At 39.2% G+C, this 23,953-nt stretch carries 34 protein-coding genes, 3 tRNA genes, 1 rRNA gene and 1 pseudogene; 19 read left to right on the top strand and 20 right to left on the bottom strand.

What is annotated here, in order from left to right:
* Window positions 1-17 precede the first annotated feature (17 nt).
* Window positions 18-1,001, bottom strand: coding sequence for a 4-demethylwyosine synthase TYW1 (twy1, locus tag TES1_RS10315; protein ID WP_042682499.1), 984 nt, complete (start codon window positions 999-1,001; stop codon window positions 18-20).
* A gap of 155 nt (window positions 1,002-1,156) precedes the next feature.
* On the opposite strand from twy1, the gene TES1_RS11000 reads away from it, so the two are divergent.
* A complete protein-coding gene (locus tag TES1_RS11000; protein WP_158505964.1) occupies window positions 1,157-1,300 on the top strand; it encodes a hypothetical protein in 144 nt (47 codons plus the stop codon).
* On the opposite strand, the gene TES1_RS10310 is transcribed toward TES1_RS11000, so the two are convergent.
* Window positions 1,278-1,877 (bottom strand): HemK2/MTQ2 family protein methyltransferase, encoded by a 600-nt coding sequence (locus TES1_RS10310; protein ID WP_042682497.1) that lies wholly within the window; start codon window positions 1,875-1,877, stop codon window positions 1,278-1,280. The two genes, TES1_RS11000 and TES1_RS10310, sit on opposite strands and share 23 nt — an antisense overlap.
* 172 nt (window positions 1,878-2,049) lie before the next feature.
* Between TES1_RS10310 and TES1_RS10305 the strand changes: the two genes are divergently transcribed.
* Complete coding sequence (locus TES1_RS10305; protein ID WP_042682496.1) at window positions 2,050-3,336, top strand: S8 family peptidase; 1,287 nt, start codon at window positions 2,050-2,052, stop codon at window positions 3,334-3,336.
* Between the two features lie 81 nt (window positions 3,337-3,417).
* On the opposite strand, the gene TES1_RS10300 is transcribed toward TES1_RS10305, so the two are convergent.
* The 9 genes from TES1_RS10300 to TES1_RS10260 form a co-directional block, all read right to left on the bottom strand.
* Complete coding sequence (locus TES1_RS10300; RefSeq protein ID WP_042682877.1) at window positions 3,418-3,570, bottom strand: 30S ribosomal protein S27ae; 153 nt, start codon at window positions 3,568-3,570, stop codon at window positions 3,418-3,420.
* The gene (locus TES1_RS10295; protein ID WP_042682494.1) at window positions 3,570-3,869 is read right to left on the bottom strand and encodes a 30S ribosomal protein S24e; all 300 of its coding nucleotides are present in this window, start codon (window positions 3,867-3,869) and stop codon (window positions 3,570-3,572) included. The genes TES1_RS10300 and TES1_RS10295 overlap by 1 nt, the downstream gene beginning before the upstream one ends.
* The gene (locus tag TES1_RS10290; RefSeq protein ID WP_042682492.1) at window positions 3,859-4,401 is read right to left on the bottom strand and encodes a GTP-dependent dephospho-CoA kinase; all 543 of its coding nucleotides are present in this window, start codon (window positions 4,399-4,401) and stop codon (window positions 3,859-3,861) included. The genes TES1_RS10295 and TES1_RS10290 overlap by 11 nt, the downstream gene beginning before the upstream one ends.
* Window positions 4,402-4,403: 2 nt before the next feature.
* A complete protein-coding gene (gene spt4 / locus TES1_RS10285) occupies window positions 4,404-4,589 on the bottom strand; it encodes a transcription elongation factor subunit Spt4 (RefSeq protein ID WP_013468283.1) in 186 nt (61 codons plus the stop codon).
* The gene (locus TES1_RS10280) at window positions 4,586-5,155 is read right to left on the bottom strand and encodes a DNA-directed RNA polymerase (protein ID WP_042682490.1); all 570 of its coding nucleotides are present in this window, start codon (window positions 5,153-5,155) and stop codon (window positions 4,586-4,588) included. The genes spt4 and TES1_RS10280 overlap by 4 nt, the downstream gene beginning before the upstream one ends.
* Window positions 5,156-5,203: 48 nt before the next feature.
* On the bottom strand, window positions 5,204-5,740 hold the full coding sequence (locus TES1_RS10275) for an inorganic diphosphatase (RefSeq protein ID WP_042682488.1): 537 nt from the start codon (window positions 5,738-5,740) through the stop codon (window positions 5,204-5,206).
* Between the two features lie 83 nt (window positions 5,741-5,823).
* Window positions 5,824-6,234, bottom strand: a complete 411-nt coding sequence (locus tag TES1_RS10270; protein WP_042682487.1) for a type II toxin-antitoxin system VapC family toxin — start codon at window positions 6,232-6,234, stop codon at window positions 5,824-5,826.
* A 34-nt stretch (window positions 6,235-6,268) separates the two neighbouring features.
* Window positions 6,269-7,501, bottom strand: coding sequence for a translation initiation factor IF-2 subunit gamma (gene eif2g, locus TES1_RS10265; RefSeq protein ID WP_042682485.1), 1,233 nt, complete (start codon window positions 7,499-7,501; stop codon window positions 6,269-6,271).
* A 90-nt stretch (window positions 7,502-7,591) separates the two neighbouring features.
* Window positions 7,592-7,969, bottom strand: a complete 378-nt coding sequence (locus tag TES1_RS10260; protein WP_042682483.1) for a 30S ribosomal protein S6e — start codon at window positions 7,967-7,969, stop codon at window positions 7,592-7,594.
* A gap of 145 nt (window positions 7,970-8,114) precedes the next feature.
* Here TES1_RS10260 and TES1_RS10255 point away from each other — a divergent pair, with 145 nt between their 5' ends.
* Complete coding sequence (locus tag TES1_RS10255) at window positions 8,115-8,285, top strand: preprotein translocase subunit Sec61beta (protein WP_042682481.1); 171 nt, start codon at window positions 8,115-8,117, stop codon at window positions 8,283-8,285.
* Here TES1_RS10255 and TES1_RS10250 read toward each other — a convergent pair.
* A complete protein-coding gene (locus TES1_RS10250; protein WP_042682480.1) occupies window positions 8,282-8,944 on the bottom strand; it encodes a hypothetical protein in 663 nt (220 codons plus the stop codon). The genes TES1_RS10255 and TES1_RS10250 overlap by 4 nt on opposite strands.
* Window positions 8,945-9,039: 95 nt before the next feature.
* On the opposite strand from TES1_RS10250, the gene engB reads away from it, so the two are divergent.
* Window positions 9,040-9,612: a GTP-binding protein EngB gene (gene engB, locus TES1_RS10245; RefSeq protein ID WP_042682477.1), complete on the top strand. Its 573-nt coding sequence runs from the start codon at window positions 9,040-9,042 to the stop codon at window positions 9,610-9,612.
* Here engB and TES1_RS10240 read toward each other — a convergent pair.
* Window positions 9,584-10,056 (bottom strand): annotated as a pseudogene (locus TES1_RS10240) (Lrp/AsnC ligand binding domain-containing protein). The gene engB and the pseudogene TES1_RS10240 overlap by 29 nt on opposite strands.
* Before the next feature lie 167 nt (window positions 10,057-10,223).
* Between TES1_RS10240 and TES1_RS10235 the strand changes: the two are divergent.
* Genes TES1_RS10235 through TES1_RS10225 form a run of 3 tightly spaced genes read left to right on the top strand, consistent with a single transcriptional unit; the run spans window position 10,224 to window position 12,564 of the window.
* Window positions 10,224-11,294: a Clp1/GlmU family protein gene (locus TES1_RS10235; RefSeq protein WP_042682476.1), complete on the top strand. Its 1,071-nt coding sequence runs from the start codon at window positions 10,224-10,226 to the stop codon at window positions 11,292-11,294.
* Between the two features lie 47 nt (window positions 11,295-11,341).
* The gene (locus TES1_RS10230; RefSeq protein WP_042682474.1) at window positions 11,342-12,187 is read left to right on the top strand and encodes a geranylgeranylglycerol-phosphate geranylgeranyltransferase; all 846 of its coding nucleotides are present in this window, start codon (window positions 11,342-11,344) and stop codon (window positions 12,185-12,187) included.
* A complete protein-coding gene (locus TES1_RS10225; protein WP_042682472.1) occupies window positions 12,184-12,564 on the top strand; it encodes a hypothetical protein in 381 nt (126 codons plus the stop codon). The genes TES1_RS10230 and TES1_RS10225 overlap by 4 nt, the downstream gene beginning before the upstream one ends.
* Window positions 12,565-12,601: 37 nt before the next feature.
* Here the strand turns inward: TES1_RS10225 and TES1_RS10220 are convergent, their stop codons facing one another.
* From TES1_RS10220 to scpB, 4 genes are all read right to left on the bottom strand, one after another.
* Entirely contained in the window at window positions 12,602-13,405 is an 804-nt protein-coding gene (locus tag TES1_RS10220; RefSeq protein ID WP_042682470.1) for an OB-fold nucleic acid binding domain-containing protein, read from the bottom strand.
* Complete coding sequence (locus TES1_RS10215; RefSeq protein ID WP_042682469.1) at window positions 13,402-13,773, bottom strand: hypothetical protein; 372 nt, start codon at window positions 13,771-13,773, stop codon at window positions 13,402-13,404. Before TES1_RS10215 ends, TES1_RS10220 begins: the two co-directional genes overlap by 4 nt.
* Window positions 13,773-14,840 (bottom strand): OB-fold nucleic acid binding domain-containing protein, encoded by a 1,068-nt coding sequence (locus tag TES1_RS10210; RefSeq protein ID WP_042682467.1) that lies wholly within the window; start codon window positions 14,838-14,840, stop codon window positions 13,773-13,775. Before TES1_RS10210 ends, TES1_RS10215 begins: the two co-directional genes overlap by 1 nt.
* A gap of 123 nt (window positions 14,841-14,963) precedes the next feature.
* Window positions 14,964-15,539, bottom strand: a complete 576-nt coding sequence (scpB, locus tag TES1_RS10205; protein WP_042682465.1) for an SMC-Scp complex subunit ScpB — start codon at window positions 15,537-15,539, stop codon at window positions 14,964-14,966.
* A gap of 93 nt (window positions 15,540-15,632) precedes the next feature.
* On the opposite strand from scpB, the gene rrf reads away from it, so the two are divergent.
* From rrf to TES1_RS10190, 3 genes are all read left to right on the top strand, one after another.
* Window positions 15,633-15,754: ribosomal RNA gene (gene rrf / locus TES1_RS10200) — 5S ribosomal RNA — on the top strand.
* A gap of 9 nt (window positions 15,755-15,763) precedes the next feature.
* A tRNA-Asp gene (locus TES1_RS10195) sits at window positions 15,764-15,841 on the top strand.
* Window positions 15,842-15,969: 128 nt separating this feature from the next.
* A tRNA-Lys gene (locus TES1_RS10190) sits at window positions 15,970-16,047 on the top strand.
* A 96-nt stretch (window positions 16,048-16,143) separates the two neighbouring features.
* On the opposite strand, the gene TES1_RS10185 is transcribed toward TES1_RS10190, so the two are convergent.
* Window positions 16,144-16,401, bottom strand: a complete 258-nt coding sequence (locus TES1_RS10185; RefSeq protein WP_042682464.1) for a hypothetical protein — start codon at window positions 16,399-16,401, stop codon at window positions 16,144-16,146.
* Between the two features lie 148 nt (window positions 16,402-16,549).
* Between TES1_RS10185 and TES1_RS10180 the strand changes: the two genes are divergently transcribed.
* From TES1_RS10180 to TES1_RS10140, 9 genes are all read left to right on the top strand, one after another.
* Window positions 16,550-16,625, top strand: a tRNA-Gln gene (locus TES1_RS10180).
* Between the two features lie 268 nt (window positions 16,626-16,893).
* Window positions 16,894-17,112, top strand: coding sequence for a hypothetical protein (locus TES1_RS10175; RefSeq protein WP_042682462.1), 219 nt, complete (start codon window positions 16,894-16,896; stop codon window positions 17,110-17,112).
* Complete coding sequence (locus TES1_RS10170; RefSeq protein WP_042682461.1) at window positions 17,109-17,555, top strand: DUF7344 domain-containing protein; 447 nt, start codon at window positions 17,109-17,111, stop codon at window positions 17,553-17,555. Before TES1_RS10175 ends, TES1_RS10170 begins: the two co-directional genes overlap by 4 nt.
* 99 nt (window positions 17,556-17,654) lie before the next feature.
* Window positions 17,655-18,254, top strand: a complete 600-nt coding sequence (locus TES1_RS10165) for a DUF1102 domain-containing protein (protein WP_042682459.1) — start codon at window positions 17,655-17,657, stop codon at window positions 18,252-18,254.
* A gap of 17 nt (window positions 18,255-18,271) precedes the next feature.
* On the top strand, window positions 18,272-18,808 hold the full coding sequence (locus TES1_RS10160; protein WP_042682457.1) for a DUF1102 domain-containing protein: 537 nt from the start codon (window positions 18,272-18,274) through the stop codon (window positions 18,806-18,808).
* 68 nt (window positions 18,809-18,876) lie between these two features.
* Window positions 18,877-19,374, top strand: coding sequence for a DUF1102 domain-containing protein (locus TES1_RS10155; protein ID WP_158505963.1), 498 nt, complete (start codon window positions 18,877-18,879; stop codon window positions 19,372-19,374).
* Window positions 19,371-20,435: a signal peptidase I gene (locus TES1_RS10150; protein ID WP_042682456.1), complete on the top strand. Its 1,065-nt coding sequence runs from the start codon at window positions 19,371-19,373 to the stop codon at window positions 20,433-20,435. The genes TES1_RS10155 and TES1_RS10150 overlap by 4 nt, the downstream gene beginning before the upstream one ends.
* Window positions 20,432-21,349: a COG1470 family protein gene (locus TES1_RS10145; RefSeq protein ID WP_042682454.1), complete on the top strand. Its 918-nt coding sequence runs from the start codon at window positions 20,432-20,434 to the stop codon at window positions 21,347-21,349. Before TES1_RS10150 ends, TES1_RS10145 begins: the two co-directional genes overlap by 4 nt.
* A gap of 201 nt (window positions 21,350-21,550) precedes the next feature.
* Window positions 21,551-22,420, top strand: coding sequence for a DUF5305 family protein (locus tag TES1_RS10140; protein WP_144080615.1), 870 nt, complete (start codon window positions 21,551-21,553; stop codon window positions 22,418-22,420).
* Here TES1_RS10140 and TES1_RS10135 read toward each other — a convergent pair.
* Window positions 22,417-23,085 (bottom strand): DUF434 domain-containing protein, encoded by a 669-nt coding sequence (locus tag TES1_RS10135; protein ID WP_042682450.1) that lies wholly within the window; start codon window positions 23,083-23,085, stop codon window positions 22,417-22,419. The two genes, TES1_RS10140 and TES1_RS10135, sit on opposite strands and share 4 nt — an antisense overlap.
* Window positions 23,085-23,855, bottom strand: coding sequence for an HD domain-containing protein (locus tag TES1_RS10130; RefSeq protein WP_042682449.1), 771 nt, complete (start codon window positions 23,853-23,855; stop codon window positions 23,085-23,087). The genes TES1_RS10135 and TES1_RS10130 overlap by 1 nt, the downstream gene beginning before the upstream one ends.
* Window positions 23,856-23,953 lie beyond the last annotated feature (98 nt).

Below are 23,953 nucleotides of genomic sequence, written 5' to 3'. Positions count from 1 at the left end.
AATTTGTCCTGTAATTATCAATGTTTTATGAAGCGCTCCTCTTTGCTTATGTCATCTCTCATTATCAACACTACTCTGCTTGGCTGATACTCATCTTCAATGTGATAGCCTGGCAGGTATTTTACAAGCTCCTCAGCAAATGCCTTAATTTCTTCGTGCTTGGGCATATTATTGATTGTCAGGCGATTTCTTGAAAAGCCAACAAACATGTAAGCTTTAGCCTCAACGAACATTGGCTTAGCTTTCATGATTAGCTCTGCATAACCCTTTGGATTGTGCATGTTTTCGTCCTTAACAAGAGTCAGTCTTATTACAGTTCTCGTTGGTAAGTCTCTCATTAGCTCAAGAGTTTTAAGTATCCTTTCCCATCCATCTGGAATCATTGGAATGTTGACTCTGTTGTATGTTTCGATATCTGGGGCTGTCAAGGAGACATAGAGCTGTGTTGGTAGTTTGTTCTCCTTTTTCATCTGTTCTATTGCTTCAGGAACAGTACCATTCGTTACTATGAATGTTGTAAATCCTCTCTTATGAAACTCCTCAACTAAATCTCCAATGTAGGGATATATGGTAGGCTCTCCAGATAAGCTGATGGCAGCATGCTTAGGCTCTTGTGCCTCTCCAAATTTTTTCACGTTAATCCTGTCCTTTATTCCACCAAATCCACTTAATAGCTTTCTTTGTGCTTTTATGCTTTCCTCGACAATGAACGCTGGATCATCCCAAGGCTGCGGCAGTTCTGTCCCCAAAAAGCCTTCCATTGGGCGCCAGCAGAATATGCAGTTGTGGGTGCACCATGCTAAAACTGGTGTCATCTGAAGGCAGCGATGAGAGTGAATACCGTAGAACCTCTGCTTGTAGCAGACTCTATTATGTTTTATACTCTCCTTTAACCAATGGCATAACTTGACTCCACTATGCCTACCAACAAGAGCATAATGCTGCTTTTTAAAGAGTCTCGCAATTTCTTCAGGCATGTTGGGTTTTATCGTCTCACTCATTTTAGGTTCACCTAAGATGGAGTAAAAGAGTGTGTTTAAAAATTTTTGCAACACAACTTTGGCCATTTAACTTCATCAGCAATAATATTTTATCGTCGATAAATAGTTCGGCGATTAACAAAAAAGTTTAAAAACACTAAAAAGTAGTGGCAATTATGTTGAGCCATATAAAACCTACTTTAATCATCAAAACACGTGAAAAGGAATTTGAAATTGAGCTTTTCGAAGAAGATTATGATTCTGAGAATAAACCAAAAGTCAGGTTTGTTCAAGAAGTTAGAAGGATTCATCTAGCTTAGCTGTGATAACAACAATTTCCTCAAAGAAGTATCTCTCTTTTGCGGTAATCTCCACTTTAAACCCCAATTTTGTGAACTTTTCTATGGTATCTTCAACACCTGTTATTGATGATTGAACAATTTGAATTCTTCCATTTGGTTTTAAGTAATCAATAACTTGATCAATAAACTTATCAAGAACTTCTCTTCCTCTTTTCCCACCAATTAAGGCTAAGTCAATTGGTTCTTTCAACTCTTCAGGTCTTCCCGGTAGATAGGGAGGATTAAAAGTTATTACGTCAAATTTCCCTTCAACATTTTCAAACAAATCGCTTACACGGAACTCAACGTTTTTTATTTCATTAATTTTTGCATTTTCCTTTGCTAGTTCAATGGCTATTGGATTAACATCAACCCCAAGAACATATTCTGCCTTTTTTGCCATCAAAAGAGCAATTATCCCTGTTCCTGTTCCAATATCTAAAGCAATATCACCCTCTTTAACTTTCAAATTCTCAGCTAGCAAAAAGGTATCTTCAGCAGGCTCATAAACCTGAGGGTGAAGCTTTAGTTTGAGGTCTTTGTATGTGAAATACATTGCATAATGAAGAAAATTGCAAAGATATTTAGCCTTTTCGTTACATATGTCATATAAAAATTTTCCAATTATTTCCTATACAAACGTAAACGAAAACATAAATTTCACCGAAAAATTTATTAATTGAATTGAATATCCGACGAAGATCAAATATATACAGGAGGGAAATTAAATGCGTCTTAAAGCATTGTTAGGTATCTTGTTGACAATTTTAGTGGTAGCATCACTAGCCTTTAAACCAGCAACAGCACAGCAGTCAGAGAAAGTCAAAGTTATTGTGATGATTGACAGAGATTCTTTTGACGAAAAAGCAGTAAAAGGACTTGGTGGGCAGATTAAAATAAGATATAAACTCATTCCAGCTGTTGTAATTGAGATTCCAGAAAATGCTATTGAAAAGCTAAAATCAGTAAGAGGGGTTAAGAAAGTTGAGCTTGATAAAGTGGCATATGCATATCCGGGGAATGGAGTGGGAAGACCTCCGTGGTACACTCCAACCCAGCCGCCACAGGTAATCCCATGGGGAATTGACAGAATTAATGCACCTGATGTATGGAGCATAACAACTGGCGCTTCAAATGGCGTCATTGAAGTTGCAGTTCTTGATACAGGCGTTGACTGGGATCACCCAGACCTCGCAGCAAACATTGCATGGGAAGTAAGTACAATTGGTGGAGTTGTCTCAACAGACCCAGCAGACTGGTACGATGGAAACGGCCACGGAACTCACGTTATTGGAACAATTGCAGCTCTTAACAATGATATTGGTGTTGTTGGTGTTGCTCCAAAAGTAGAAATCTATGCAATTAAGGTTCTCGATGATAGAGGTTCTGGAACTTACAGTGATATAATGCTTGGTATTGAACAGGCATTGCTCGGCCCGGATGGAGTGTTAGATGCAGACGGAGACGGCATAATTGTTGGGGATCCGGACGACGATGCTGCTGAGGTCATTTCAATGAGTCTCGGTGGTCCTGTTGATGATACAGCACTCCATGACATGATTATTACAGCGTACAACTATGGTGTTGTTATTGTTGCTGCATCAGGTAACGAAGCCGCAGACCAGCCGAGCTATCCAGCAATCTATCCAGAAGTTATTGCTGTCGGCGCCACAAACTCTACCGACGGAATAGCTTGGTTCAGCAACCTTCAGCCAGAAGTCAGCGCTCCAGGTGTTGATATACTCAGCACATATCCAAATGATGACTATGAAACCCTTAGCGGAACTTCAATGGCAACTCCACATGTAAGTGGTGTCATTGCACTTATTCAAGCCGCCTATTACAACAAATATGGTACAGTATTGCCCGTGGGAACATTTGACGACATGACAACAAACACAATTAGAGGAATACTTCACGTTACTGCTGATGACCTTGGAGATCCAGGATGGGACATCTACTATGGCTATGGGATAGTCAGAGCAGATTTAGCAGTCCAAGCTGCCCTTGGCTGATTTTTCTTTTTCTCTTATTCTCTTAGAATTTAATATCCTGCAGAAAAGATTCAAGGGATCGAAGGAATTAGAGAAAAGAAATCACTTCTTCCACTCAGTGTAGCCGCACCTTCCACAAGCCCATCTATCCTTGTGATTTGCCATAAAGACTCCAGGACCGCATCTTGGGCAGTACTTGTTCTTCCTTACAACTTTGCCATCCTTAACTTCATAAAGCTTCCACTTCTGCCCCATCATTCTCCCTCCTTCTTCTCAATTATGCCATCTCTAATTAGAATGTACTCAGGCTCAATGTAGAGCATTCTCTCCTTGCTATCATAAGCCTTTGCATAGCCCTTTGAAACCCTGCTACCAAAGTAAGACCTAATGTACTGAATAACTGTTGTCTCTGGGTTTAAATCAAGCATTGCAACGAGCTTTCCTTTTACGTCCTTTCTTGAGGGAGTTGGTTCTCCTTCATGGATAATCTCGAAGTAAATTTCCTTTCTCCCGAGGAGCTTGTTCTCCTTAATTTCAGTAACTCTAATCTCCATCGTAAACCACCTCCATCTTACGCAATATCTCAGCACATCTACGCTTACATTCCGGTGTTACCTTTATAAGCACTATGCCCTCCTTGGGCTGACCATAAATAACCAACGCATTGAGGGGAGCATAAAGCACCGCGGGAATCGCGGCTAAATCTTCTTCACCATAAACTTTAATGTGGACTCTCAACCCTCTCTTGGCAAGCTCGATGGATTTTCGGATTGCATTTAATAAAGCTTTCGTTATGGTTGCTGGTGGGTTGCTGGCTGTCAGTATTACTGCATTGGGCTCAATTTCAGGGTTATATTCGTTTCGTTCAGTCTTGTGATCGTATATTGCCACATTGGGCTTTATGCCGAGCTTTAAAACATTTTCCGTAACAACATCCCCAACTGTGATGAGGTAGGGAGCTTTTTCAAGCTTTTCTTTTACCAAAATATAAGGATGGGGAAGCTCACCTCTAACCAACTCACCCAACGGCTTTTTAAGCTCATTTCTAAGAGAAGGAGGGAGTTTGAAGTAAAATTCCTTGCACATCTTTATCTGACCCTTATTGCGTACTTTCCTGGAACTTTCACGCCCAATTTTTGTGCTATTTTTGAATTTTCAACATCCATGATTATAACCAAGTCAAACCATTCATCACTTAAATCCCTGCTCCCACAGACTGGACATCTGTCCTCGGTTGTTATGTAGTGACAGTGTCTGCAGGCTCTTTCTTTCATCCAGCCTCACCTTCTTTGCTCTTTCTCTTTTCTTTTGCAATCCACTCAAATTTTCCAAGACCGGGTTGTCTCATCGTTAGACCAATCTTGTTCTCTCTGATTATCCTGCTCTTAACGCTGATAGCAATTATTCTTGCCCTAACTTCATCGCCAAGCTTGAGAAGGTATTTCTTCTCCTTTCCAAGGAATTGCTTGTTCTTTTCATCAAAGACCACATAGTCATCCATAAGCTGTGAAATGTGAACGAGACCGTCCATTGGCCCAATTCTTATGAAAGCACCGTAAGGAGCAACATCGACAACTTCTCCCTCAACAACCTCATGCATCTCAGGCTTCCACACGAGAACATCAAAAACAACCTCATGGTAAGTTGCACCGTCACCAGGAACAATAACCCCCTCACTAACCTCATGAACATCAAGAACTGCCAAGATAACTCCCTCATCCTTATCATAAATTCCCTCATAAGTCTCTCTCAGAACTATTTTTGCGGCTTCTTTTGGATCCATTGTAAACATTCTTGGAGGAATTCTCACAACATCTTTAACTGTCAAAAGCTTGTACATCCCGCTACCTCCCGCTTTTTAATTATTTTAAAGATAAAAAGAAAGAAATCACTCCTTCTTTCCAAATTTCTCTTTATAAAGCTCAATAGCCCTTAAAATTTCTTGCTTTGCTTTCTCGGCGTTTTCCCATCCTTCAACGATGATCTCCTTTCCTTGTAGCTCCTTGTATCTCTTGAAGAAGTGGGCAATCTCATCAAGGAATGCCTTTGGAACATCGCTTATATCTTTCCAGTCGTTGAAGTATGGATCCTCAACTGGGACTGCTAGGACTTTGTAATCCTTATCTCCGCTGTCAATCATCTTGAACAACCCTATTGGTCTTGCCTCTATAAGAACTCCAGGATAAGTGGGCTCTCTCATGATAACCATGATATCAAATGGGTCATCGTCATCATACCATGTCTGTGGTATGATTCCATAGTCAACTGGGTAGTAGAATGGGCTGTAAAGAACTCTGTCAAGCTTTATTAAACCTGTTTTCTTATCAAGCTCATACTTGTTTCTGCTCCCCTTTGGAATCTCAATCAATGCGTAAACAACCTCTGGAACCTCTGGTCCTGGCTCAAGGTCGTGGAACGGATTCATCTTTACCACCTCTCAAACCTTTTATCAACTAACCTAAAAGTTTTTCTGCATTTAGCTTTAAGAATTAGCTTTTAAAGTTGTCGCTATTCCAACATACCCTCAAGCTCAAGAATTTTCTTTTGTCTGAGATAGACAACAGGAATTCCTTTCTCCCTGAGCTTCTTTTTAAGGAGTTTATCGTTTGTACAAACAACAACATTAGGGTTTTTCACGGCAAATTCATAAATTTGGACATCAGTTGGTTTTTCCCCAAATTTCCCAATTTCAACAACTTTAAACCTCTCAACTAGCTTTTTGGCCATTCTAATGGCCATTAGATCTTTTCCTTTAGCCTTATGCTCTATAACATTGAGCTCATCGAGAACTATATTCGGAACAGCAATCTCAAACTTAACATCAAGAATTCGATTAAGCTCACTGATTATATCAACTCCAAACTGACCGGGAACTAGAAGAAAGTTTGTATCAACAAGAACAAGCCAAGTTTTTCTCATCAAAATCACCACAAATTAAAATTAAGAAGAAAAGTCAGCCTTTAATGAATCCATAACCAATCAAACGCCATCTTGAGCCGACTTGTCTGCTTATTGCTACTCTCTCACCAACTTCCGCACATACTGGAATCTGGAGTTTGAGTTCTACCTCATCTTTTCCAAGTCCTGTGACAAGACCCATAGTTCTCGCTGTTCCAACGTTTAAGAGGAGAACTTCCCTCTTCTTTATCGGCTCAACCTTAAGCTCTTCTTCCGTACCGACAACTCTCTCTAAGAGGTGGACTTCTAAGCGAAGCTCCTCCCATACTGGAGGCAATTTTTCAGGCTTTCCAACAACGTTTCCTGCCATCAGGTCACCTTTAGTCAAGAATGGGTCGAGCTTTGTTCCCACTCCTACCAATCCACCAGGATAGGCCTCTTCAACAAACCTTCCTCCTGCTTGTAGAGAAACAATTTCAGTCGTTATTGGCTCATACTTTATCCTTCCATGTTCTTCATAAGGTACACCAGGTCTTATCTCAATTTCGTCTCCAACTTTAAGCTTTCCTTGAACTATTGAACCTCCAATAACACCACCAACAAGTTTTTCTGGTGGAGTTCCTGGCTTGTTGACATCAAAGCTCCTTAAAACAAGCATCTTTGGAGGCTTATTGGGGTCTCTCTCTGGAGTTGGTATGAAATCTTCAATTGCCTTTATGAGAACGTCAATATTCGCCCCATGAAGAGCTGAGATTGGAATTATTGGGGCGTTTTCAGCAACTGTTCCCTTAATGAACTCCTTAATCTGTCTGTAGTTTTCTAAAGCTTGCTCCTTGGTCACAAGCTCAATCTTATTCTGGGCAATTATTATGTTTTTGTTGCCGATGATTTGGAGAGCCATTAAATGCTCCCTCGTCTGTGGTCTTGGGCAAGGTTCATTTGCTGCTATTACAAGAATTGCTCCATCCATCAGCGAAGCTCCAGCGAGCATTGTTGTCATCAATGCCTCGTGGCCCGGAGAGTCAATGAATGAGACTCTCCTTTCAAATTCAGTCTCGGCTCCACAATATGGACAAACAGGAGAAGTTGAATATCTTCCACAGCTTGGACATTTCCTAATCTCAGCATCAGCAAATCCTATCTTAATTGTAATACCTCTTCTCAATTCCTCACTGTGAGTATCTGTCCAAATTCCGGTTAAAGCCTTAGTTAGTGTCGTTTTACCGTGATCAACGTGACCAACCATTCCGATATTAACCTCAGATTGTTTAAACTTCTTCTTTGCCATGGCTCTCGCCTCCAAAAATAAAATGGGAGAATCCTTTATTAACCTTACCACAAAGAAGACCAAGGAAATTAAAAGTAAAAATGGAGAAATTCAATATACTAGCTTGACATTAATCTGGACAATGTCGGGACTGATTGTGTTACCTCTAACGGTCTTCTTCCTTCTCTCACCCTTTTCTTTTGGTCTGAAGCCTGGACCTTTTGAGAGAAGGATTTTAACTCTTCTTGGTCCGTGAACGTCTGGTCTCATTGGGAAGCCATCTTTATCAGTTCCACCCCTAATGAGGAGCTCTGCATCTGCTGGAATATCTTTACCAAAGATTGCACTTAGATCAAGCCCAAGTTCCTTTGCTGGAATCTCATCACCTATCCTTTTGCCGATCAGCTTCTCTGCTTCTGGCCCACTAATCTCAATCTGCTTTGCAATTCCGCTCTTTGGGTCTGAGATTACAAGCTTGAATGTAGCCATTTCCTCCCACCTCTTAGATCTTCATTAGCGGGATTCATTGGGGTAGCCCCTTATCCGAATGCCATTGAGTTAGTGCATTTAAAAAGGTTTCTAACAAAAACTTTTTTATATTCCAAAACTTAGCAACACACAAGGGGTGAGAATAATGGCAAAGGAAAAGACAACCTTACCACCAACTGGTGCTGGTTTGATGAGGTTCTTCGATGAGGACACAAAAGCAATAAAGATAAGTCCAAGAGGGGCAATAGCTCTCGTGCTGATTTTCATAGCAATTGAAATACTTTTACATGTCTTTGGAGTCCAACTCCTTGGCTAAAGTAGTGTTTTCTTTAAACCTCTTGCATTTAGCTCCTCGTTAACTATTCTTCTCACTGCATCCTCGAGATATCCCTTAACTAACCTTTCTACATCAGCTTTTATCTTATCAATATCATGTCTAAGTCCTTCAAGAAGCCTGATATATTCTTTTGCCATCTCCAATTGGCCTTCTTGCTTTATTAATTGCTCCTTTAAGTGCTCAAAGTCCTCTTTTATTACTTGGAGTTTTCTAAGCTCCCTCATAAGTTCGTCAATTTGTTTACTTAGTTGTTTGTTTTCCTCTTTAAGCTCCTTTATTACCATATCTTTTTGCTCAAGCTCTCTCACAAGGGTATTGTACTCAGTTGCTATTTGATGGAGGCGTTCAATTTCTCTAAGAGGGGGAACTTTTCCATTACCTAGGATTATCACATCCCTACCGACATTAACTATATCACCTGGTCTAATCCTGATTTTTCTTTCTGTTGAAAACATTCCTGAATGAAATTCTCCCGTCTTACTGAGGTTTTCTAAAGTTTTCATTCGAAGTATGAAGTAAAACTGATCTCCCTCAACTTCAACGTTAATATCTGCAACATATCCAAGTATTTTTCCGTCAACAAGAGAAATTACAAACTTATTAACAAGCTGATTTGTTTGAGTTTGTTGCTCAGCCATGACAACCACCTAAATATTTTTGAAGTATTTATCACTTAAGTATTTTTGGTTCTTAAGCTTTAAAGGGAAAAATTAGAGCTATATGGTGAGATAAAATGATAATCTTTGTGGGACGTTCAAACGTTGGTAAAAGCACGTTAATCTATAAACTCACCGGAAAAAAGGTGAGGAGAGGGAAGAAACCAGGAGTTACGAGAAAACCTGTTGAGATTGTATGGAGAAATAAGAGAGTGATTGATATGCCAGGATTTGGCTTCATGAGCGGGCTTCCAAAACACGTTCAAGAAAAAATAAAAACAGAAATTGTCCACTTTATTGAAGAACATGCAGACGAAATTGAGCTGGCGATATTAGTTATTGATGGTAAAAGCGCCTTAGAAATCATTGAGAGATGGGAAAAGAGAGGCGAAATACCAATAGATGTCGAATTCTTCCAGTTCTTACAAGAGCTTAAAATTCCCACGATAGTCGCTGTTAATAAACTCGATAAAATAAAAAATGTAAATTTAACAATCAACAAGCTGATAGAAAAATTTGGCTTAAGCGGAACTTGGGAGGACTACAAAGAGCTTTTTGTCCCAGTATCAGCCAAATTTGGAACAAACATAGAGGAATTGAAAAAAATTATAGATAAAAAACTCAGAAAGTCTCAAGGACTACGTGAGTAACTGTCTCCTTTACCCCGTCTAATGAAGCGATTTCCTCAAGGATTTCGTCAAGTCTAGTCTTATCAGCCTCTACAATTAAATCAATTCAATATCTCCTGTGACTCTGTAAACCCTCTTGACCTTAAGCTTCTTTATCGCGTCGTAAACCTGCTTTCTCTTCGTTGGCTCGATCTTCACAAAGACAAAAACGTCACCCTTTCTTTCACCAAGAAGTTCTAGTGCCTTCTCTGTGAGGTCTATGAAGCCTCTTCCAGTCCTTATATAGCCAAGATCCTTTAAAACTTTAAGGTGGTTGCTCAGTGCTTGTCTTGTAATTCCAAGCTCTTCTGCAAGTTCATCCTGAGTTTTCTCAACCGTATGGACTTCAATTGTTTTCCCCTCTTTGTAGAGCTTTCTTAAGAGCTCGATTTGTCTAGTGGTAAGTGAAACTTTTTCCTCCATCATTTAACCCTCCTAATTTTTCCTTGTCAATTATAAAATTAAGCTTTCAGAGTTTAATAAAGTTTTTGGTTTTTGTAAACTGAACAGCCATATATTCACCCATTTACTAGATCGCAAATATAAAGCTTTTCCTAAGTTAACTTTTTATTCTAGGAGGAGAAATTTAAACCATGAACAAGGCAAAGTACACTCAAGAGGTACCAGAGGATAGAAGAGATATTTTAACAATCCTTGAAAATCATAAAAAGCCAGTTAAAATAATGATTTTGGGTGGGGTTGATAGTGGCAAAACAACTTTAGCAACTTTTTTAGCAAATGAGCTCCTTTCGTTAGGATTCAGAGTTGCGATAATTGACAGTGACATTGGACAGAAAGGCATTCTTCCTCCGGCCACAATAAGCCTAGGATTCCCAGATGGGCTATTTGAGTCTTTTGGAGATATAAAAGCGTACAAACATTACTTTGTAGGTAGTATAACTCCAAATCAATTTTTTGGAGAGATGATTGCGGGAGTTAAGCTACTTACAGAAGAAGCAGAGAAAAAGTCTGATGTAATCATTATAGATACAACAGGATTAATTAGTGGCTCAGGTGTTGAACTTAAGAGAATGAAGATTGAAACTGTCAAACCTGATGTGTTAATTGCACTCCAAAGAAAAGATGAGCTAGAACCCATATTAAAGCCATTTGAAGGAAAAATCCAAATTTTCCGTCTGAAAGTAAGCGAAAAGGCAAGAAAATTCAGCAGAGAGGAGAGGAAGAAGATAAGAAAAGAGAAATGGAAAGAGTATTTTAAAGATTCAAGGCCATATACAATTAACCTAAATCAGTTCATCATAAGTGGAACCCAGCTCTTTCAAGGTGAAGAAATCAATGAGAATGAAAAATCCCTCCTAGAAACTCTGTTTAAATGGCTAATAATCCATGGGAGAAAGATTGGAGAAAAGTACTTTGTTGTAAAGGTTGATATTGCAAATGTTCCAAGGCAGATTGATAAAAATGTTCTACAGTATTTTGATTTTGAAAAGTTAAGCAATATCCTTCTTGGCTTAATTGACAAAGAAGGTTTCTGCCTGGGATTAGGAATTCTCAAGTTCATAAACTTCAAAGAACTGAAAGCTGAAATCCTAACCCCTTTAGATGAAGAGATAATGAAGGAAGTTCGTGAAATTAGATTCGGGAGAATTAGGGTTAGAGAAGATGGAGAAGAACTAGGCTTATTGGACAGAAATGGCCTCTAGGAAAAGGTTTTAATACCCCACAATTTTCTTTATATTAGGTGCGTATAGTGGAGCCCAAAGCCTTTATTGAAATATTACGACCCCATAATTGTTTTGTCGCTGGATTAGTTGGTATACTGGGCGCAATTGTAGCATTAGGACATTTTCCAGAGTTAAAAACAGCATTTCTAATCTTTGCAGTTATATTTTTAGGATGCAGTGCTGGGAATACAATAAATGATTACTTTGACTATGAGATTGATAAAATCAACCGCCCAACAAGACCTCTGCCAAGAGGGGCAATGTCGAGGAAGACTGCCTTTTGGTACGCTGTGTTCTTATTTATTGTGGGGCTTGTTTTAGCTTATCAACTCAACATATATGCATTTCTGCTAGCTGTAGTTGCATATTCTGTCTTATTTATCTACGCGTGGAAGCTCAAGCCACTGCCGATCATTGGGAATATCATGGTTGCAAGCTTAACAGGAGCAACACCTCTCTATGGTGCAATTGCAGTAGGCAAAATTGGACTAGCCGGATATTTAGCATTGTGCGCCTTTATGGTAAACCTCTCTAGAGAAATTATGAAAGACATCGAAGATATTGATGGAGACAAAGCGAAAGGAGCAAAAACTCTACCAATTGTGTGGGGAATTAAGAAATCTGCTTATTTGGCGTCTTTATTTGGGATAATGACAGTTATGGCATCATTTTTGCCAATAAAAGTGGGAATTGGAATCGGATATCTGCCAATGATAGTTGTTGATGGATTAATTTTAGCCGCAGTTTTTGAGCTTTTGAAGAATCCAACACCTGAAATAGCTGGAAAGGCCCAGAAAAAATTAAAAGCCGCGATATATCTGGCTGTGTTTAGCTTCCTCCTTGGTTCAATCACAACGGGGGTGAGATTATGACTTTTCAAGAGGTATTTGAGGAAAATCTTGGGAGAGATGAGTTATGGCTCGTTATTACTTTTAGAACTCCTTATGGTCCCGGAGAAACAATGGATATTATGGTTAAGGAACTAGAAAAGCTAGGATGGAAAATAGACTTTAAAGCAAACTGGTGGACCGCAGATGTACCATACGGCCTCATAAGAATTGACGCCTCATACAATGGAAAAGAAAAAATAATCCTCGGAAAGTGGATTCTTGGTAGCAGGTGTGAAATAATCAAAGTTGATAACATGAGGTTTGAAGAAGGAAAGGAAGAATTTTTTAGGAGTGTGGACAGCATAACCTCAACACTTATTTATGACCCAGTAATAAGGACAATGAGAGAACAATATTAAGCTTATTTTTCTATTTTTAACAAAGAAGGAAATAAAATCAAGCCAGAATCTTGTAATAGCCAATTTCTGGTTCGTAGATTTCCCCTTCTGCCAGGAGTTCCCTGATAGCGTCATCAATGACATCTGGCTCAAACTTCTCCTGCAGTTTTCTCTCTATATACTTTCTTGAAACTGGTCTTTCACCTTTTGATCTCAATATCTCAAGTATAGCCTTTTTGGCCTCTTCAAGGGTTTCATCAACTTTCTTCTCTTCTTCCTCGAACATTTCCTCTTCCAATGCTTCCTCTGCCCTTTGTTCAATCATTATTGCATAGAGCTCATCAATTGTTTCAAGCAAATCTTCACTTATCCCCTTATTCTTTGCAATTACCTTGGCTTTTGCTGTTATGCCATATGTGTTGTAGATTTCAAACGCAATCTTGGCCTTCTTTATGTGCTCCACCTTATCTCTCAGTGTCTCATAGCGGTGGAGAATCCACATGTTTGGATGAACTTTTGAAACTCCTTCAACCAAAATCTGCTTATCCCCTCTCCACTCTGCAATCTTTCCAATAATCTGCACTAAGTCGCCTTTTTTAACGAGCTTGGCAAACTTTGTATCGTCCCTGAATCCCAGAACCCAGATTACACCAGTGCCATCATCAACTTGAAACTTTCCATACGTCTCATCTTCAGCTATTACTGGGTCTCTCACAACAGTTGCAACTATCTTAGCTCTGTAAACTTTTCTCGCATCTTTTGTGATTAGATAATTGGGCTCAAAGTCACCCTCGCTTTTGACATAGAATCCCTCAAGGATGTCTTTAATATAAACTCTTGTAGCGGGTAAGCGCTTCTTCATTCTGACCACCACGCCAAGGCATTTTCAATTTTTGGCAAAACTTTTTTCTCAAGCTCTTGAATTTCTTCTAAAGCTTCCAAATCTGCGTCACCAAAGTCTTGAACAACCTCGGCATAAATGTGCATTCCCTCATTTCTGATTATTCTGCCTATTACTCTAACAGTCTCTCCAACTTTTGGAAGGACATTTTCCTCTGTCTCGATTACAGCAACACCAGTTCCATCATCCAGCCAGAATAAATAGTCAAGCTTATCCACTTTGACTACCTTTCCAATTAATGCAACCCTTGTATCTTCTTCAGTTATCTCACCGATTTTTCTCTCCACAGCTGGTTTTCTACGTCTAATTTGTGGTTGAAGCTCTTCCATCAGAACACCTCCTTAAGAATGCCTTTGAGCTCTCTCCTAACTCTCTCAATCTCTCCTTTATAATCCACATCCTCCCATGAAGACGCTTTGAGGAGAAGTCCTAAGAATCTGTCTTCGACAACGTTTCCTCTAACGATTATTTCCCTTCCAAGTAGTGGATAGAACTCTTCCTCGGCTAATTTTCTTCCAGCTTCCTTGATTGTCATTCCCATCTCTGTCAGCTCTTTTAGCTTTTCGCTTATTTCCTCTGGATCAACCCCCAAAAGCTCAGCAGCGTCTTCACCAAACAGTGTAACCCTGATATAGCCTGTTGAGTCATCAATTCCAAAGTCAATTACTGTCATTTTTAGCGGTGTTACCTCCCCATGCTCCGGACAAATCCACACTTCCATTCCTGGATCATAGTCAACTTTCCTCTTACACTCTGGACATGCATTGTAAACTATAACTCTGTAAAGCTTTGCAATTGTTCCTCTGAGCTCAACAAACTTTTCCCCACCCATAATATCTGCAATTTTCCTTCTTGAATATGAATATGTCCTAACTTCTTCAAGCGGAGGTATCTCTTCTACTCTTGGGTCTTCTGGATTCACAATTATTCTGCTCCTGAAGTTCACATGAAGCTCTGGAAGTCCCGCCAAGCTTTCTCTGACATTTGCATCAATTACCTTTATTATGTCCCCAATCTGAAGCTTATTATAGTATTCGGAAACTTTCCCATCCCAGAGAACTACTCTAGCTCTTCCAGTGCTATCATAAATTAAGAGGCTTGCAACTTGCCCCCTGCTTCCATCTTTCTTAATGTACTCTCTGACTCCATACTTGCGCATAATCCTGCCGACTATGTTCACATCCCTCATGCCTGGAACTAAATCAGCGATGTACATCAGAGAAACTGTCTCTTCCAAGTTAACTCCTAGCTGCTCAGCGAGTAATAGAGCAGCAGCATGCTCTGAGATTTTATCTCTTTGAACTATTTCAGCAATTTTTTCCTCGATTTCATCTAAGTTGAGTCCTTTTTGTTTTCGGATAAGCTCAACAATCTGTTCCTTGGTCAACACGGTCATATACACTCACCTAGATAGTAATTTTCAATTCAAGTATTTAAACTTTTTGAAGCTCCAAATTTTACAAAATAACCACGAATTTTCTTTTTTGCTTAGAAATTAGAAAACTAAAGCTCCAAGAAATTACTCAGCCTCTTTTTCACCTTTTTCAGTTTTCTCAAGTTTTTCGATTAAATCGGCATATTCAGCATGAACAACCTTTTTGAATGCCTCTTTAATTAGCAGTGGGTCATTTTCTGGAAATCCATAAAGCTCAGCAAACTTTTGAGTTGTTCCTAGAAGCTTAGTCCTTTCATAGGGTTCAGCATAAATTAACCCCATTTGAAGGAGACGCTTGATGTGTTCATATGCTTGACTTCCCCTGAGTTTTATTATCTTGCTCTGCTCTATTGGCTGGAGATATGCAATTAATGCAAGGGTTTTTAGCTCACCAGTCCTTAAGTCAGGCTTTGGCATCAGGTGAATTACCCTCTGAGAGTACTCCTGCTTAACCTGCATAACATATTTATCTCCCAAAACCCTAACAACTTCGATTGCACTTTTTCTCTCAGCATACTCCGCAGCAATTAACTCAATCAGTTTTTCTAGATAATCAAGAGACCTTATTCCAAGCGCTTTTGAGAGTTCTTTTATGCTCAAAGGCCTCCCGGCAACGAAAAGAGCCGCCTCAACTAAAGCCTTATCCTCAATTAATCCCATTATCACCACCTTTGAAGTTTTAGGAGTTCAGCATTATTAATCTTTTTCAACACCGCAAACTTTATAAATCAACTAACGGTGAGTATGTATCGGTACGGCGGCCATAGCGGCGGGGTTACACCCGGTCTCGTTTCGACCCCGGAAGTTAAGCCCGCCAGCGATCCCGGGTGTACTGCCCTCCGAGAGGGGGCGGGAAACCGGGGACGCCGCCGGCCACTCAAAGCGCCCGGGTGGTGTAGCCCGGCCCATCATGCGGGACTGTCACTCCCGCGACTCGGGTTCAAATCCCGACCCGGGCGCCAAACAAACTTTTCTGCATCAAAGCTTTGAAAGAGTGCAAAATTGAACAATAGTCTTCCTGTTGGTCAACTGTTATTGGGACTAAACAATAGTAAAGCTTATAAAATGACATTGGCTTATCCCTAAGCGAGGGCCGGTAGCTCAGCCTGGTCAGAGCACCGGGCTTTTAACCCGGTGGTCGCGGGTTCGAATCCCGCCCGGCCCGCCAACAAACTTTTCTAACAAACAGTTTGCTTGGCTAAACCTTGCATCAGCGAAAATTGTTCATTAGTGTAAAATTTGCTTTCTTATTTCTTGTAGAGACTCACTTTTTCTCGTTCCAGTCTTCAATGATGTGAGTCTGCCTTATCTTGTCAGCAAAATTCGAGAATTTCGGGACGACCATTAATGCTATGCCTATTGCGAACACTATTACCGCGATAACCGCGGCCACAATGCCGCTACTGCTGAAGGCCCAGAAAGTCATCACAAAAGGCGTGAGAATGACTGCAAGTACAGCTGCGCTAACAATCAGCAACAGAATTTTGTATCCATATCTTTCCATAAAGAGGGCAAAGTCCATTGAAATCCCCGGTAATGATTACACGGAAGAAAAATATAAATTTTTGCTTTTGCATAGATGCAGAGAGAGTATTGGGAGCATGAAAAAACCTAAAGAGAGAAAAGGAGTAAAATTTAAAAACCTTCATCGTGTGAATGTTCATGGGCATAGCCCCGTGGTGTAGCGGCCAAGCATGCGGGACTCTGGATCCCGCGACCGGGGTTCGAATCCCCGCGGGGCTACCAAACCCCCGGGCTCCAGATTTAAAATTTTCTTATTGCTGGATTTCAAGTAATCAAGTTGTTGTTTTCATGAAACTAATTGTAAATTTTCCAAAAATTAAAAAACTTTTCAAATTACTCCATTTCAAAAGCGAAAGATTAAATAATAATAAAAAGCAAATTTTCTTTTTTTGAGAGTTATATGCTCTAAAATTTACAATTTTCTAAAAATCAGACTTTTTAGGAAAGTATTTATAGTATAAGCATACGACAATACCGTAAGGTGAGTAGTATGAAGCAGAAACTTAGAGAGAATATCATTGATATTCTACGTAGAGAAGGTTATTCAACTGTTGCTATTCTTACTAGGAAGCTTAACGAGAGAGGGATTGAGTGTACGAGACAAAAAGTTGAAAGCGTACTTAGAAGCCTTATCAAAGAAAACATAATAGAGGTGTACTATATCAACACCAATCATCGGCGACATTACCGTTTGAGGCGAGATAAATGACTACCTCAGCCATGATCTTGGGGAACGATAGGAGAATGTGTGTCATAGAGTTCTTACAGAAATCAAATGGAGAAGCTGATCTCAGAGATTTAGTTAGATACATTGCAGAAAAAGAAGGGAATACTGACAGGAAACACAGAAAAAGCGTTTATGTAAGCCTGATACAAACTCACATTCCAAAGATGGAAAGGGAGGGAATAATAGAATTTAAGCATGGAACCATTAAACTCATCCGAATTCCTGAAAACGTTGATGTCTACATGGAGATTGTAAATAAAAATGATGTGAGATGGGCCACTGTTTATACCATACTTGCTCTTAGCTCAGTGATATTGAGTTACATAGCACAAAGCTGGGAGGGTTTTGTGATTTCAAGCGCCTTTTTGGCTTTATCCATAGTTCAAAGGATGAAAGAAAGAAAAATCATAAAAGGAGAGAGGTAATTACCGATTACCCTTTCGAATTTTCTAATTACCTATATACATCAGTTGCAAAGATTTCCTTTGAAGTCCCTATTCAAGGGGGCTCCGAAAAATAAGGAGATGAAAAAAGTGAAAAAGTTAGCACTTGGAATTTTCGGCCTTTTAGTGGCCTTTGGTCTCGTGCTTGGTGCAGGAGCCAATTTTAGTGATTACAATGCAAGCAGAAGCGTCCACTGGCATATTGTTCCGGACGACAATGAGCTAATTGATTTAACACCAATACAACCCTATGCATACATAGACGACGTAACCGGTGTTCTAGTAATTGACTTCTCAGTCAATAACCCAAACTATCCAGGATATGGAAACGGAATAAGCCCATCAAGTGAATACAATTTTGATGAAGTCTTTGAAGTTAGCAACGACCTTTGGGAGAACATGACTATAGTTGTTAGGATAACCTCAAACAGCACTAACGTAGAGTTCTACGGACATGAGGGAGATGTATATGAAGTAGCAACTGGAGCCATAGCTAGTTCATCAGATACAGCAGATGAGGATGTTTGTTTCGTAGTTACACCAGGAGATACAGTTAAGATTGGTCTTGACTTGAGTGCAGATGGCGATAGTCCAGGAGACATATGGAACGTTGCTATGGGAATAAAAGCCTACAGACTTGGGACAGAGCCAGCTGCTTTGGTTGGCAAGTGCGGACAGTGAGTAAGGAGGTATAAAAAATGAATAAACTTATTGGTTTGGCCCTACTTTTAGTAGGGATGATGTTGGCGGTTGGCGCTGGAGCCAACTTTAGGTATTATGAAGCAGACAGAGACATCACAGTTGCTATTGTTGCAGATGACAATGAGCTAATTGATTTGACACCAGTACAACCATATGCACGCTTAAGCAATGGAAAATTGTACATTGATATCAGCGAATATAACCCAAACAGGCCAGCTTGGGGTGGACTTGGACTCAGCCCGAACACAACCTATGTTTTTGAAGAAATGTTTAATGTTAGCAACGATCTTTGGGAAAACAATCAAACTGACTACCCAATTTGTGTAACCCTCAGCGTTTCAGGTTCGTACGATGTTGAAGTATTCGCAGGCGACTATAGTAGCCCAAGTGCAGGTCCAGCTGCTTCAATAACATTTACAGTATACCATGGAAGCCCAGTCCCAATTGGGTTTATATTCGACAACACAAACATGGCACTAGGAACCTATCAAACACAACTTCAGATACATGCAATTGCAGGCGCATGCCCGTGATGATGAATCTAGTTTATTGAGAGCATTTGCTCTCAGATATTTTAGTTTTTATTTGTGAGGCGATAAAAGTGATCAATAAGGAGATAATATTATCTGTAGCAGTAATTTTCGTATTGTTCTTCTCAATTAGCATTAACAAACCAGTACCTATTTCTTATGCTCTTGAAGATGGTAATGGTGCATTTACTATTGAGACACCACTCCCACCGTATGCTTTTCTCTATCATGGAGGAAATTTGACAATTGATATTAGTGAGGATAATCCATTTTACCCCGGATACGGAGAGGGGTTGTCGAGAGATGCAATTTACAAGTTTGATGACGTTATGAGAGTAGAGAACAATGTAACCCAAACAGGAACATCAGTTATTTGCGTAATTATTACTTCACAAATGGATGGCTTAAGATTTTACTACTCAAACATGACACCCGAGGATAGTATTAGCTTTACACTGGGTGAATATGAGTCAGTGAATGTTGGTATCTATATTAACACCACAAATTATACCCTTGGTGAAGTTTCTGGAAGCTTTAAAATACAAGCTTATGAAGGTGCGTGCGGATGAAATTTCTAGAGCTTCTTTTTACATTTGTTGTTGGTCTATTCCTGATCACATCAATAGCTGGATTTGTTCTTGATAGACCAATCCTTATATCCTATGCTTACTCGGATAGCATGACGCCTACATTGGAGAAAGGAGATTTGTTTTTCATAAATCCATTCTCAAAAGGCGATGTCAATGATATTATTGTTTTTAAAATGAATAATGAATGGACAGTTCATAGGGTCTATGCAAAAGATTACGAGGGATACATAACAAAAGGTGACAATAATGTTGCAACGGATCAGCAAGAAGACAAAAACCCAAAGATAGCACAAGATGCAGTGATAGGCGAGGTTGTGACAATTGGGGGAGAACCTTTAAAGATACCAAGAGCAGGAGATTATATAAAAGATCTCTCTAAAAAAAGCTCAAACCTGTATATTGCAATAGTGTTTTTAGTTCTTGGAGCAATCCTCTTGACAACCAGTGGAAAGGAGAGAAAAAAGAAGGGTAAAAGGAAGTACATAAGAGTGAAATTTAAAACACTTTATGCAGTAACTGCCTCCCTAATAGTGGCAGTTTTAATCCTCTCGATGATGCTCTCATGGGGAACTTTAACTTTCAGCTATTCCTCAACCCTCGCCAGTGGTCAGAGAGAAGGATGGTATTTGCCAGGCTCAACTTTTGAAAAAGAGCTGACATTAGAAAATAATGCCATTTACCCATTCTTATACTTCGTTGAGGCCCAAGGGGATAGGGTTGAAATTTTAGGTGAAAAATCGTTTAAGATACCTGGAAACAATAAAGAAAAGATAAAAGTTCGGGTAAGTGTTCCGGAAGATACAAGAGTCTATGGAGAGAAAATTAACATCTATGCATATCTGCCAATTTTACCTGAAGGAACTCTAACAAAACTTTATCGTGTAAGTCCTTATCTACCATTTGTTGCATATCTCGCAGAAGCATCATTCTTCTTGGCTCTCCTCTACTTTGCAGTAGGAACTGGAAACGAAGACATAGTCAGATATAGACTTCATCGCTCAAGGATTTTTAATAAACTCAGGGAGAGTGTTGGATTATGAAATGGAGTGCAGTGTTTTTAATCTTGCTAGCGAGTTCTATGATACTCATTGGCTCTAGCGGGAATTTCAGAGAATATGAAAGTGAAAGAAAAGTTTGGGTTGATATAGTCCAAGGCAATAAATCATACATAAGTTACCAGTGTACTCAGAGTGGTTATTCTGCAGTTGTTACAGTAGAGCAGGGAAGGTCTCTGACATTTAATGCTCTAACAATAAAAAACCAGCTTGGAGAAACGTTAGAAGCACGAATTGAAGGAGACTACTCAAGCTTACCTTCTGGAGTAAATGTAGACCTTGAAAGTGGATGGGTTATTCTGTTTGACCTAGAGGAATACTCCTTTGAAGGAAATGTAAGTGCAGCCGGTGATGCCCCAGTAGGGAGCTACGAAGTTCCAATCATGCTTTATGCGGAGTGGGATAGAGGAGATGCCGAGATAAGTGTCTGTCCACTGAAAATTAATGTAATTGAGCCTCAAGTAGAGCTAACAAAAATTCTCATAAGTGGAAACACAACTGTGCCAATAAAAACAAACCAAAGCTGGACCATAAGGATAGAAATAACCAACTACGGCCCAGAGGAAGAATTTACAATTAAAGACGTCATTCCAGCAGAATTTGAAGTTGACCTAAGCCAAACTTCAGCAACAGACGGAGGCTATACCTTTGTGAAACAAGGAGGAGGGAATATGGGCTCCACCCATATGGAATGGGTAGTAACTGTTGGAAAAGGTGAAAGCGAACATATGGACATAACAATTTATACAAGAGTTAACCCTGCGGGACACCAAGAGTTCACAAGTGAAGGAACGTATGCACTCAATGATGGTGCTTGGATTGTGGGTTATGAGATAGAAACAGATTCGATAGAGGTTGAAGCTATAGACAACTGTGATCACTGCTGTCCCTGCCCATAGAGCTGACATTTTTCATTATTATAGATAACAAAATTGGAGGTATTAAAGTTGATGAAAACTAATTTGAAAAAAATAAAGACGAAGAAACGCAAGATAACATTTGGAATGCTACTCATATTCTTTTTGTTATTCTCAACTTATAGTGTACTAGCTTTTCAAAAAGAGTCTGTAACAAGAACCACTAAGAATGTGGGAAGCTATATGCAGAAAGGTGTTTTTCAGCACAAAGCATTCTTTTCTAATGTATCCCTTTATGGGAACGTAAAGAGCATGGAGTACTATCCAAAAGACATAACTGAGTCAATAGCAGGAGTTTACGTTTACACTCTCACTCCTGGAGAGGAAATAACTGGAAAATACAAGCTCACCATAGTGACAACATATTACACATCAAAAGGCAAAGAAAAGATAATATTTTGGGAAGAAAAGCTCGTAGAAAGAAGCGGAGATCTTGAAAATGGAATGATAGTAGAGGCAATAAGCTTTGATCTAAATGAGATAAATAAGAGAACAACAGAAGTTACGGAGGGTCTTGGCATTAAAAGACTTTCAAGAGACATAAAAATTATAGTCCAAGTTTCAGCCAAAGGAAAAGTTAACGGAAAGGAGGTTAATGAAAAATTTGAGCAAACCATTAACATGGTCATAGATTCAGGAAACGGGCTCATATATTTCACAAATGAGGAAGTCAAAACTAAGAAAAACTTAGTTGACAGGGAAGTTAAGACAAACTTCTTGAGTGTTCTCGGAAAACCAACTAGTGTCAGCACAGCGAAGAAAGCATTCCCAATTTTAGCACTTTTAAGTGCTCTCCCAATCTTTGGAATGGTGTACACAGCAAAAGCAAATGGTGCAAAAGATGGACTCGAAGACCTAAAGAGATACATAATTAAAGGAATTCCAAATAAAGTAGATAAGAAAATCACACTTGCTACAGAAGAAGACCTGAGAAAGACATTTGACTTGATTGATAAGCCAATAATGCATTATCAAGAAGGGGATAATGACGTCTATGCAATTGTAGATGATGGAATCGTCTATGAATACAGGAGAGATTTAGAAGAGAGTTAATAAATCTCTATTCCCGCTCTTAAAATTTCTTCGAGCTCTTTTATTTTAATTCCCTTACTCTTTGAGAATTCCTGTGGTATATCCACAACATATTTTACCTTATCAACAACAGCCAAATCCGAAGTTGCAACAATTTGAAATTTCTTAAGTTCAAAATCCACAGAAGTTGTGGCTTCTGCTGTTCCAGAAAGACCAACTTTTTTCATAATTTCATTTGTGAGCTTTGCAATTTCTCCACTTTTGCTGATAGGCTTATCATAGAGAAGGATGACTTCTTTTGGGTTAAACTTAGATAAAAACTCCAAGAGGAAAAATAACATCTCTTTAGTTTTTTCACTAAGCCTATATCCCCTTTGATACTTTAAATCTCTAACAAGACCATCCTCGCAAAGTATAGCTTTTCCTTCAAGAACCGATTCCAAAGTTATTAGAACATTAAACCCATCAACAGCTAGGACTTTATTTCGTATAAAATCAATTGGCTTTCTCTTCTTTTCTCTGGCTTTTATTTCTTTATCACTAAACACACATCTAGTTAAGAGATACCTATCCTCCTTTTTCAGCTTGTAGTGATTAGCTACAAAATTCAATGCAACGTTTTTCTTATATCCTCTATTGAGCAAATACTTCAAATCCAAATACGCCTCAAAAAGAGGAGAAAGCATTAAACCACCTTCTCCAGCAATTGGTTTTCTGCATGAATCCTAATCTTAACTTTTCCATTCAACAAAGAGTTCCTAACTTTTTTAGTCAGGATTTCGTCAACCTGAAAGATTCCAGATAGGTGCTTCATTTTGACATCTATGATTATTGGTGTTCTGCTGTCTCCTTCGCTTATTTCAACCTTCTCAATTGCAAGTGCTGAAACTGAATGAATGTCAACCTTGTCTTTCTTGTGAACAAGTCTTGAACGTCCCTGTTCCATGTCGCAGCCATCAGCAACTGTAACACAACTACCTTCAATTGTTGTGCACTGCGTTGCTTCATCATGGGTATATATTGCATTAAGAGTCAGTGCCTTCAAAAGCAGCCAGTCCGTCTTCTCAAACTCCTTGGCAAGTTCATCTATGATTGGTTCTGCTAAAATCGTGCTGAAAAGGTAGTGGTTCTCGCGGTGAATCATGTTTCCAATATCATGGAACAAAGCACCAAATGCAACTATGAATTTGCTCCACTCAAAAGGCTTGCCAAGTTTTTCTGCTGTTGTTTGAATACCAAATTTTTTGAGAATTCTTAGGATTTCCAATGCTCTTCTAGTCGTCAAAAGGACATGAATACTTCCATGATCATTAAACTGATAAACATTTAGGACAATGTAGTTTGTGGTATTAAAGTAGTATTCATACTTTTCAAAAGTTCGTTTAAACATTTCAAACAAGTAGTCATTTTCCATGAGAAACTTAATCTCGCTTAAGAGCTTATCCCTTTCATACATTTTTCAGCCACCCATCATTTTGTTTCTAGCTTTCTCATTTAAACATTTTTAACTCCTTAAAAACACTTAGCAAAATTTAAATCTTCCAACTCCTATTT

It is taken from the genome of Thermococcus paralvinellae (genome assembly GCF_000517445.1).
Classification (GTDB): domain Archaea; phylum Methanobacteriota_B; class Thermococci; order Thermococcales; family Thermococcaceae; genus Thermococcus_B; species Thermococcus_B paralvinellae.
The sequence above is the reverse complement of the archived record's forward strand: the minus strand, read 5'-3'. Positions and strand labels throughout refer to the sequence as shown.

Excerpts from the sequence above, each read along its gene's own strand:
- TES1_RS10210 (WP_042682467.1), bottom strand. The coding sequence starts at position 14,840 with ATGACCGTGTTGACCAAGGAACAGATTGTTGAGCTTATCCGAAAACAA.
- TES1_RS10225 (WP_042682472.1), top strand. The coding sequence starts at position 12,184 with ATGACTTTTCAAGAGGTATTTGAGGAAAATCTTGGGAGAGATGAGTTA.
- TES1_RS10165 (WP_042682459.1), top strand. The coding sequence starts at position 17,655 with ATGAAAAAAGTGAAAAAGTTAGCACTTGGAATTTTCGGCCTTTTAGTG.
- TES1_RS10280 (WP_042682490.1), bottom strand. The coding sequence starts at position 5,155 with ATGTACAAGCTTTTGACAGTTAAAGATGTTGTGAGAATTCCTCCAAGA.
- eif2g (WP_042682485.1), bottom strand. The coding sequence starts at position 7,501 with ATGGCAAAGAAGAAGTTTAAACAATCTGAGGTTAATATCGGAATGGTT.
- TES1_RS10310 (WP_042682497.1), bottom strand. The coding sequence starts at position 1,877 with ATGTATTTCACATACAAAGACCTCAAACTAAAGCTTCACCCTCAGGTT.
- TES1_RS10235 (WP_042682476.1), top strand. The coding sequence starts at position 10,224 with ATGAACAAGGCAAAGTACACTCAAGAGGTACCAGAGGATAGAAGAGAT.
- TES1_RS10215 (WP_042682469.1), bottom strand. The coding sequence starts at position 13,773 with ATGGAAGAGCTTCAACCACAAATTAGACGTAGAAAACCAGCTGTGGAG.
- TES1_RS10145 (WP_042682454.1), top strand. The coding sequence starts at position 20,432 with ATGAAATGGAGTGCAGTGTTTTTAATCTTGCTAGCGAGTTCTATGATA.
- engB (WP_042682477.1), top strand. The coding sequence starts at position 9,040 with ATGATAATCTTTGTGGGACGTTCAAACGTTGGTAAAAGCACGTTAATC.
- TES1_RS10140 (WP_144080615.1), top strand. The coding sequence starts at position 21,551 with ATGCAGAAAGGTGTTTTTCAGCACAAAGCATTCTTTTCTAATGTATCC.
- spt4 (WP_013468283.1), bottom strand. The coding sequence starts at position 4,589 with ATGAAAGAAAGAGCCTGCAGACACTGTCACTACATAACAACCGAGGAC.
- TES1_RS10260 (WP_042682483.1), bottom strand. The coding sequence starts at position 7,969 with ATGGCTACATTCAAGCTTGTAATCTCAGACCCAAAGAGCGGAATTGCA.
- TES1_RS10300 (WP_042682877.1), bottom strand. The coding sequence starts at position 3,570 with ATGGGGCAGAAGTGGAAGCTTTATGAAGTTAAGGATGGCAAAGTTGTA.
- TES1_RS10295 (WP_042682494.1), bottom strand. The coding sequence starts at position 3,869 with ATGGAGATTAGAGTTACTGAAATTAAGGAGAACAAGCTCCTCGGGAGA.
- TES1_RS10220 (WP_042682470.1), bottom strand. The coding sequence starts at position 13,405 with ATGAAGAAGCGCTTACCCGCTACAAGAGTTTATATTAAAGACATCCTT.
- TES1_RS10150 (WP_042682456.1), top strand. The coding sequence starts at position 19,371 with ATGAAATTTCTAGAGCTTCTTTTTACATTTGTTGTTGGTCTATTCCTG.
- TES1_RS10305 (WP_042682496.1), top strand. The coding sequence starts at position 2,050 with ATGCGTCTTAAAGCATTGTTAGGTATCTTGTTGACAATTTTAGTGGTA.
- TES1_RS10160 (WP_042682457.1), top strand. The coding sequence starts at position 18,272 with ATGAATAAACTTATTGGTTTGGCCCTACTTTTAGTAGGGATGATGTTG.
- TES1_RS10185 (WP_042682464.1), bottom strand. The coding sequence starts at position 16,401 with ATGGACTTTGCCCTCTTTATGGAAAGATATGGATACAAAATTCTGTTG.
- TES1_RS10135 (WP_042682450.1), bottom strand. The coding sequence starts at position 23,085 with ATGCTTTCTCCTCTTTTTGAGGCGTATTTGGATTTGAAGTATTTGCTC.
- twy1 (WP_042682499.1), bottom strand. The coding sequence starts at position 1,001 with ATGAGTGAGACGATAAAACCCAACATGCCTGAAGAAATTGCGAGACTC.
- TES1_RS10250 (WP_042682480.1), bottom strand. The coding sequence starts at position 8,944 with ATGGCTGAGCAACAAACTCAAACAAATCAGCTTGTTAATAAGTTTGTA.
- TES1_RS10290 (WP_042682492.1), bottom strand. The coding sequence starts at position 4,401 with ATGTGCAAGGAATTTTACTTCAAACTCCCTCCTTCTCTTAGAAATGAG.
- TES1_RS10175 (WP_042682462.1), top strand. The coding sequence starts at position 16,894 with ATGAAGCAGAAACTTAGAGAGAATATCATTGATATTCTACGTAGAGAA.
- TES1_RS10255 (WP_042682481.1), top strand. The coding sequence starts at position 8,115 with ATGGCAAAGGAAAAGACAACCTTACCACCAACTGGTGCTGGTTTGATG.
- TES1_RS10270 (WP_042682487.1), bottom strand. The coding sequence starts at position 6,234 with ATGAGAAAAACTTGGCTTGTTCTTGTTGATACAAACTTTCTTCTAGTT.
- scpB (WP_042682465.1), bottom strand. The coding sequence starts at position 15,539 with ATGGGATTAATTGAGGATAAGGCTTTAGTTGAGGCGGCTCTTTTCGTT.
- TES1_RS10130 (WP_042682449.1), bottom strand. The coding sequence starts at position 23,855 with ATGTATGAAAGGGATAAGCTCTTAAGCGAGATTAAGTTTCTCATGGAA.
- TES1_RS10170 (WP_042682461.1), top strand. The coding sequence starts at position 17,109 with ATGACTACCTCAGCCATGATCTTGGGGAACGATAGGAGAATGTGTGTC.
- TES1_RS10275 (WP_042682488.1), bottom strand. The coding sequence starts at position 5,740 with ATGAATCCGTTCCACGACCTTGAGCCAGGACCAGAGGTTCCAGAGGTT.
- TES1_RS11000 (WP_158505964.1), top strand. The coding sequence starts at position 1,157 with ATGTTGAGCCATATAAAACCTACTTTAATCATCAAAACACGTGAAAAG.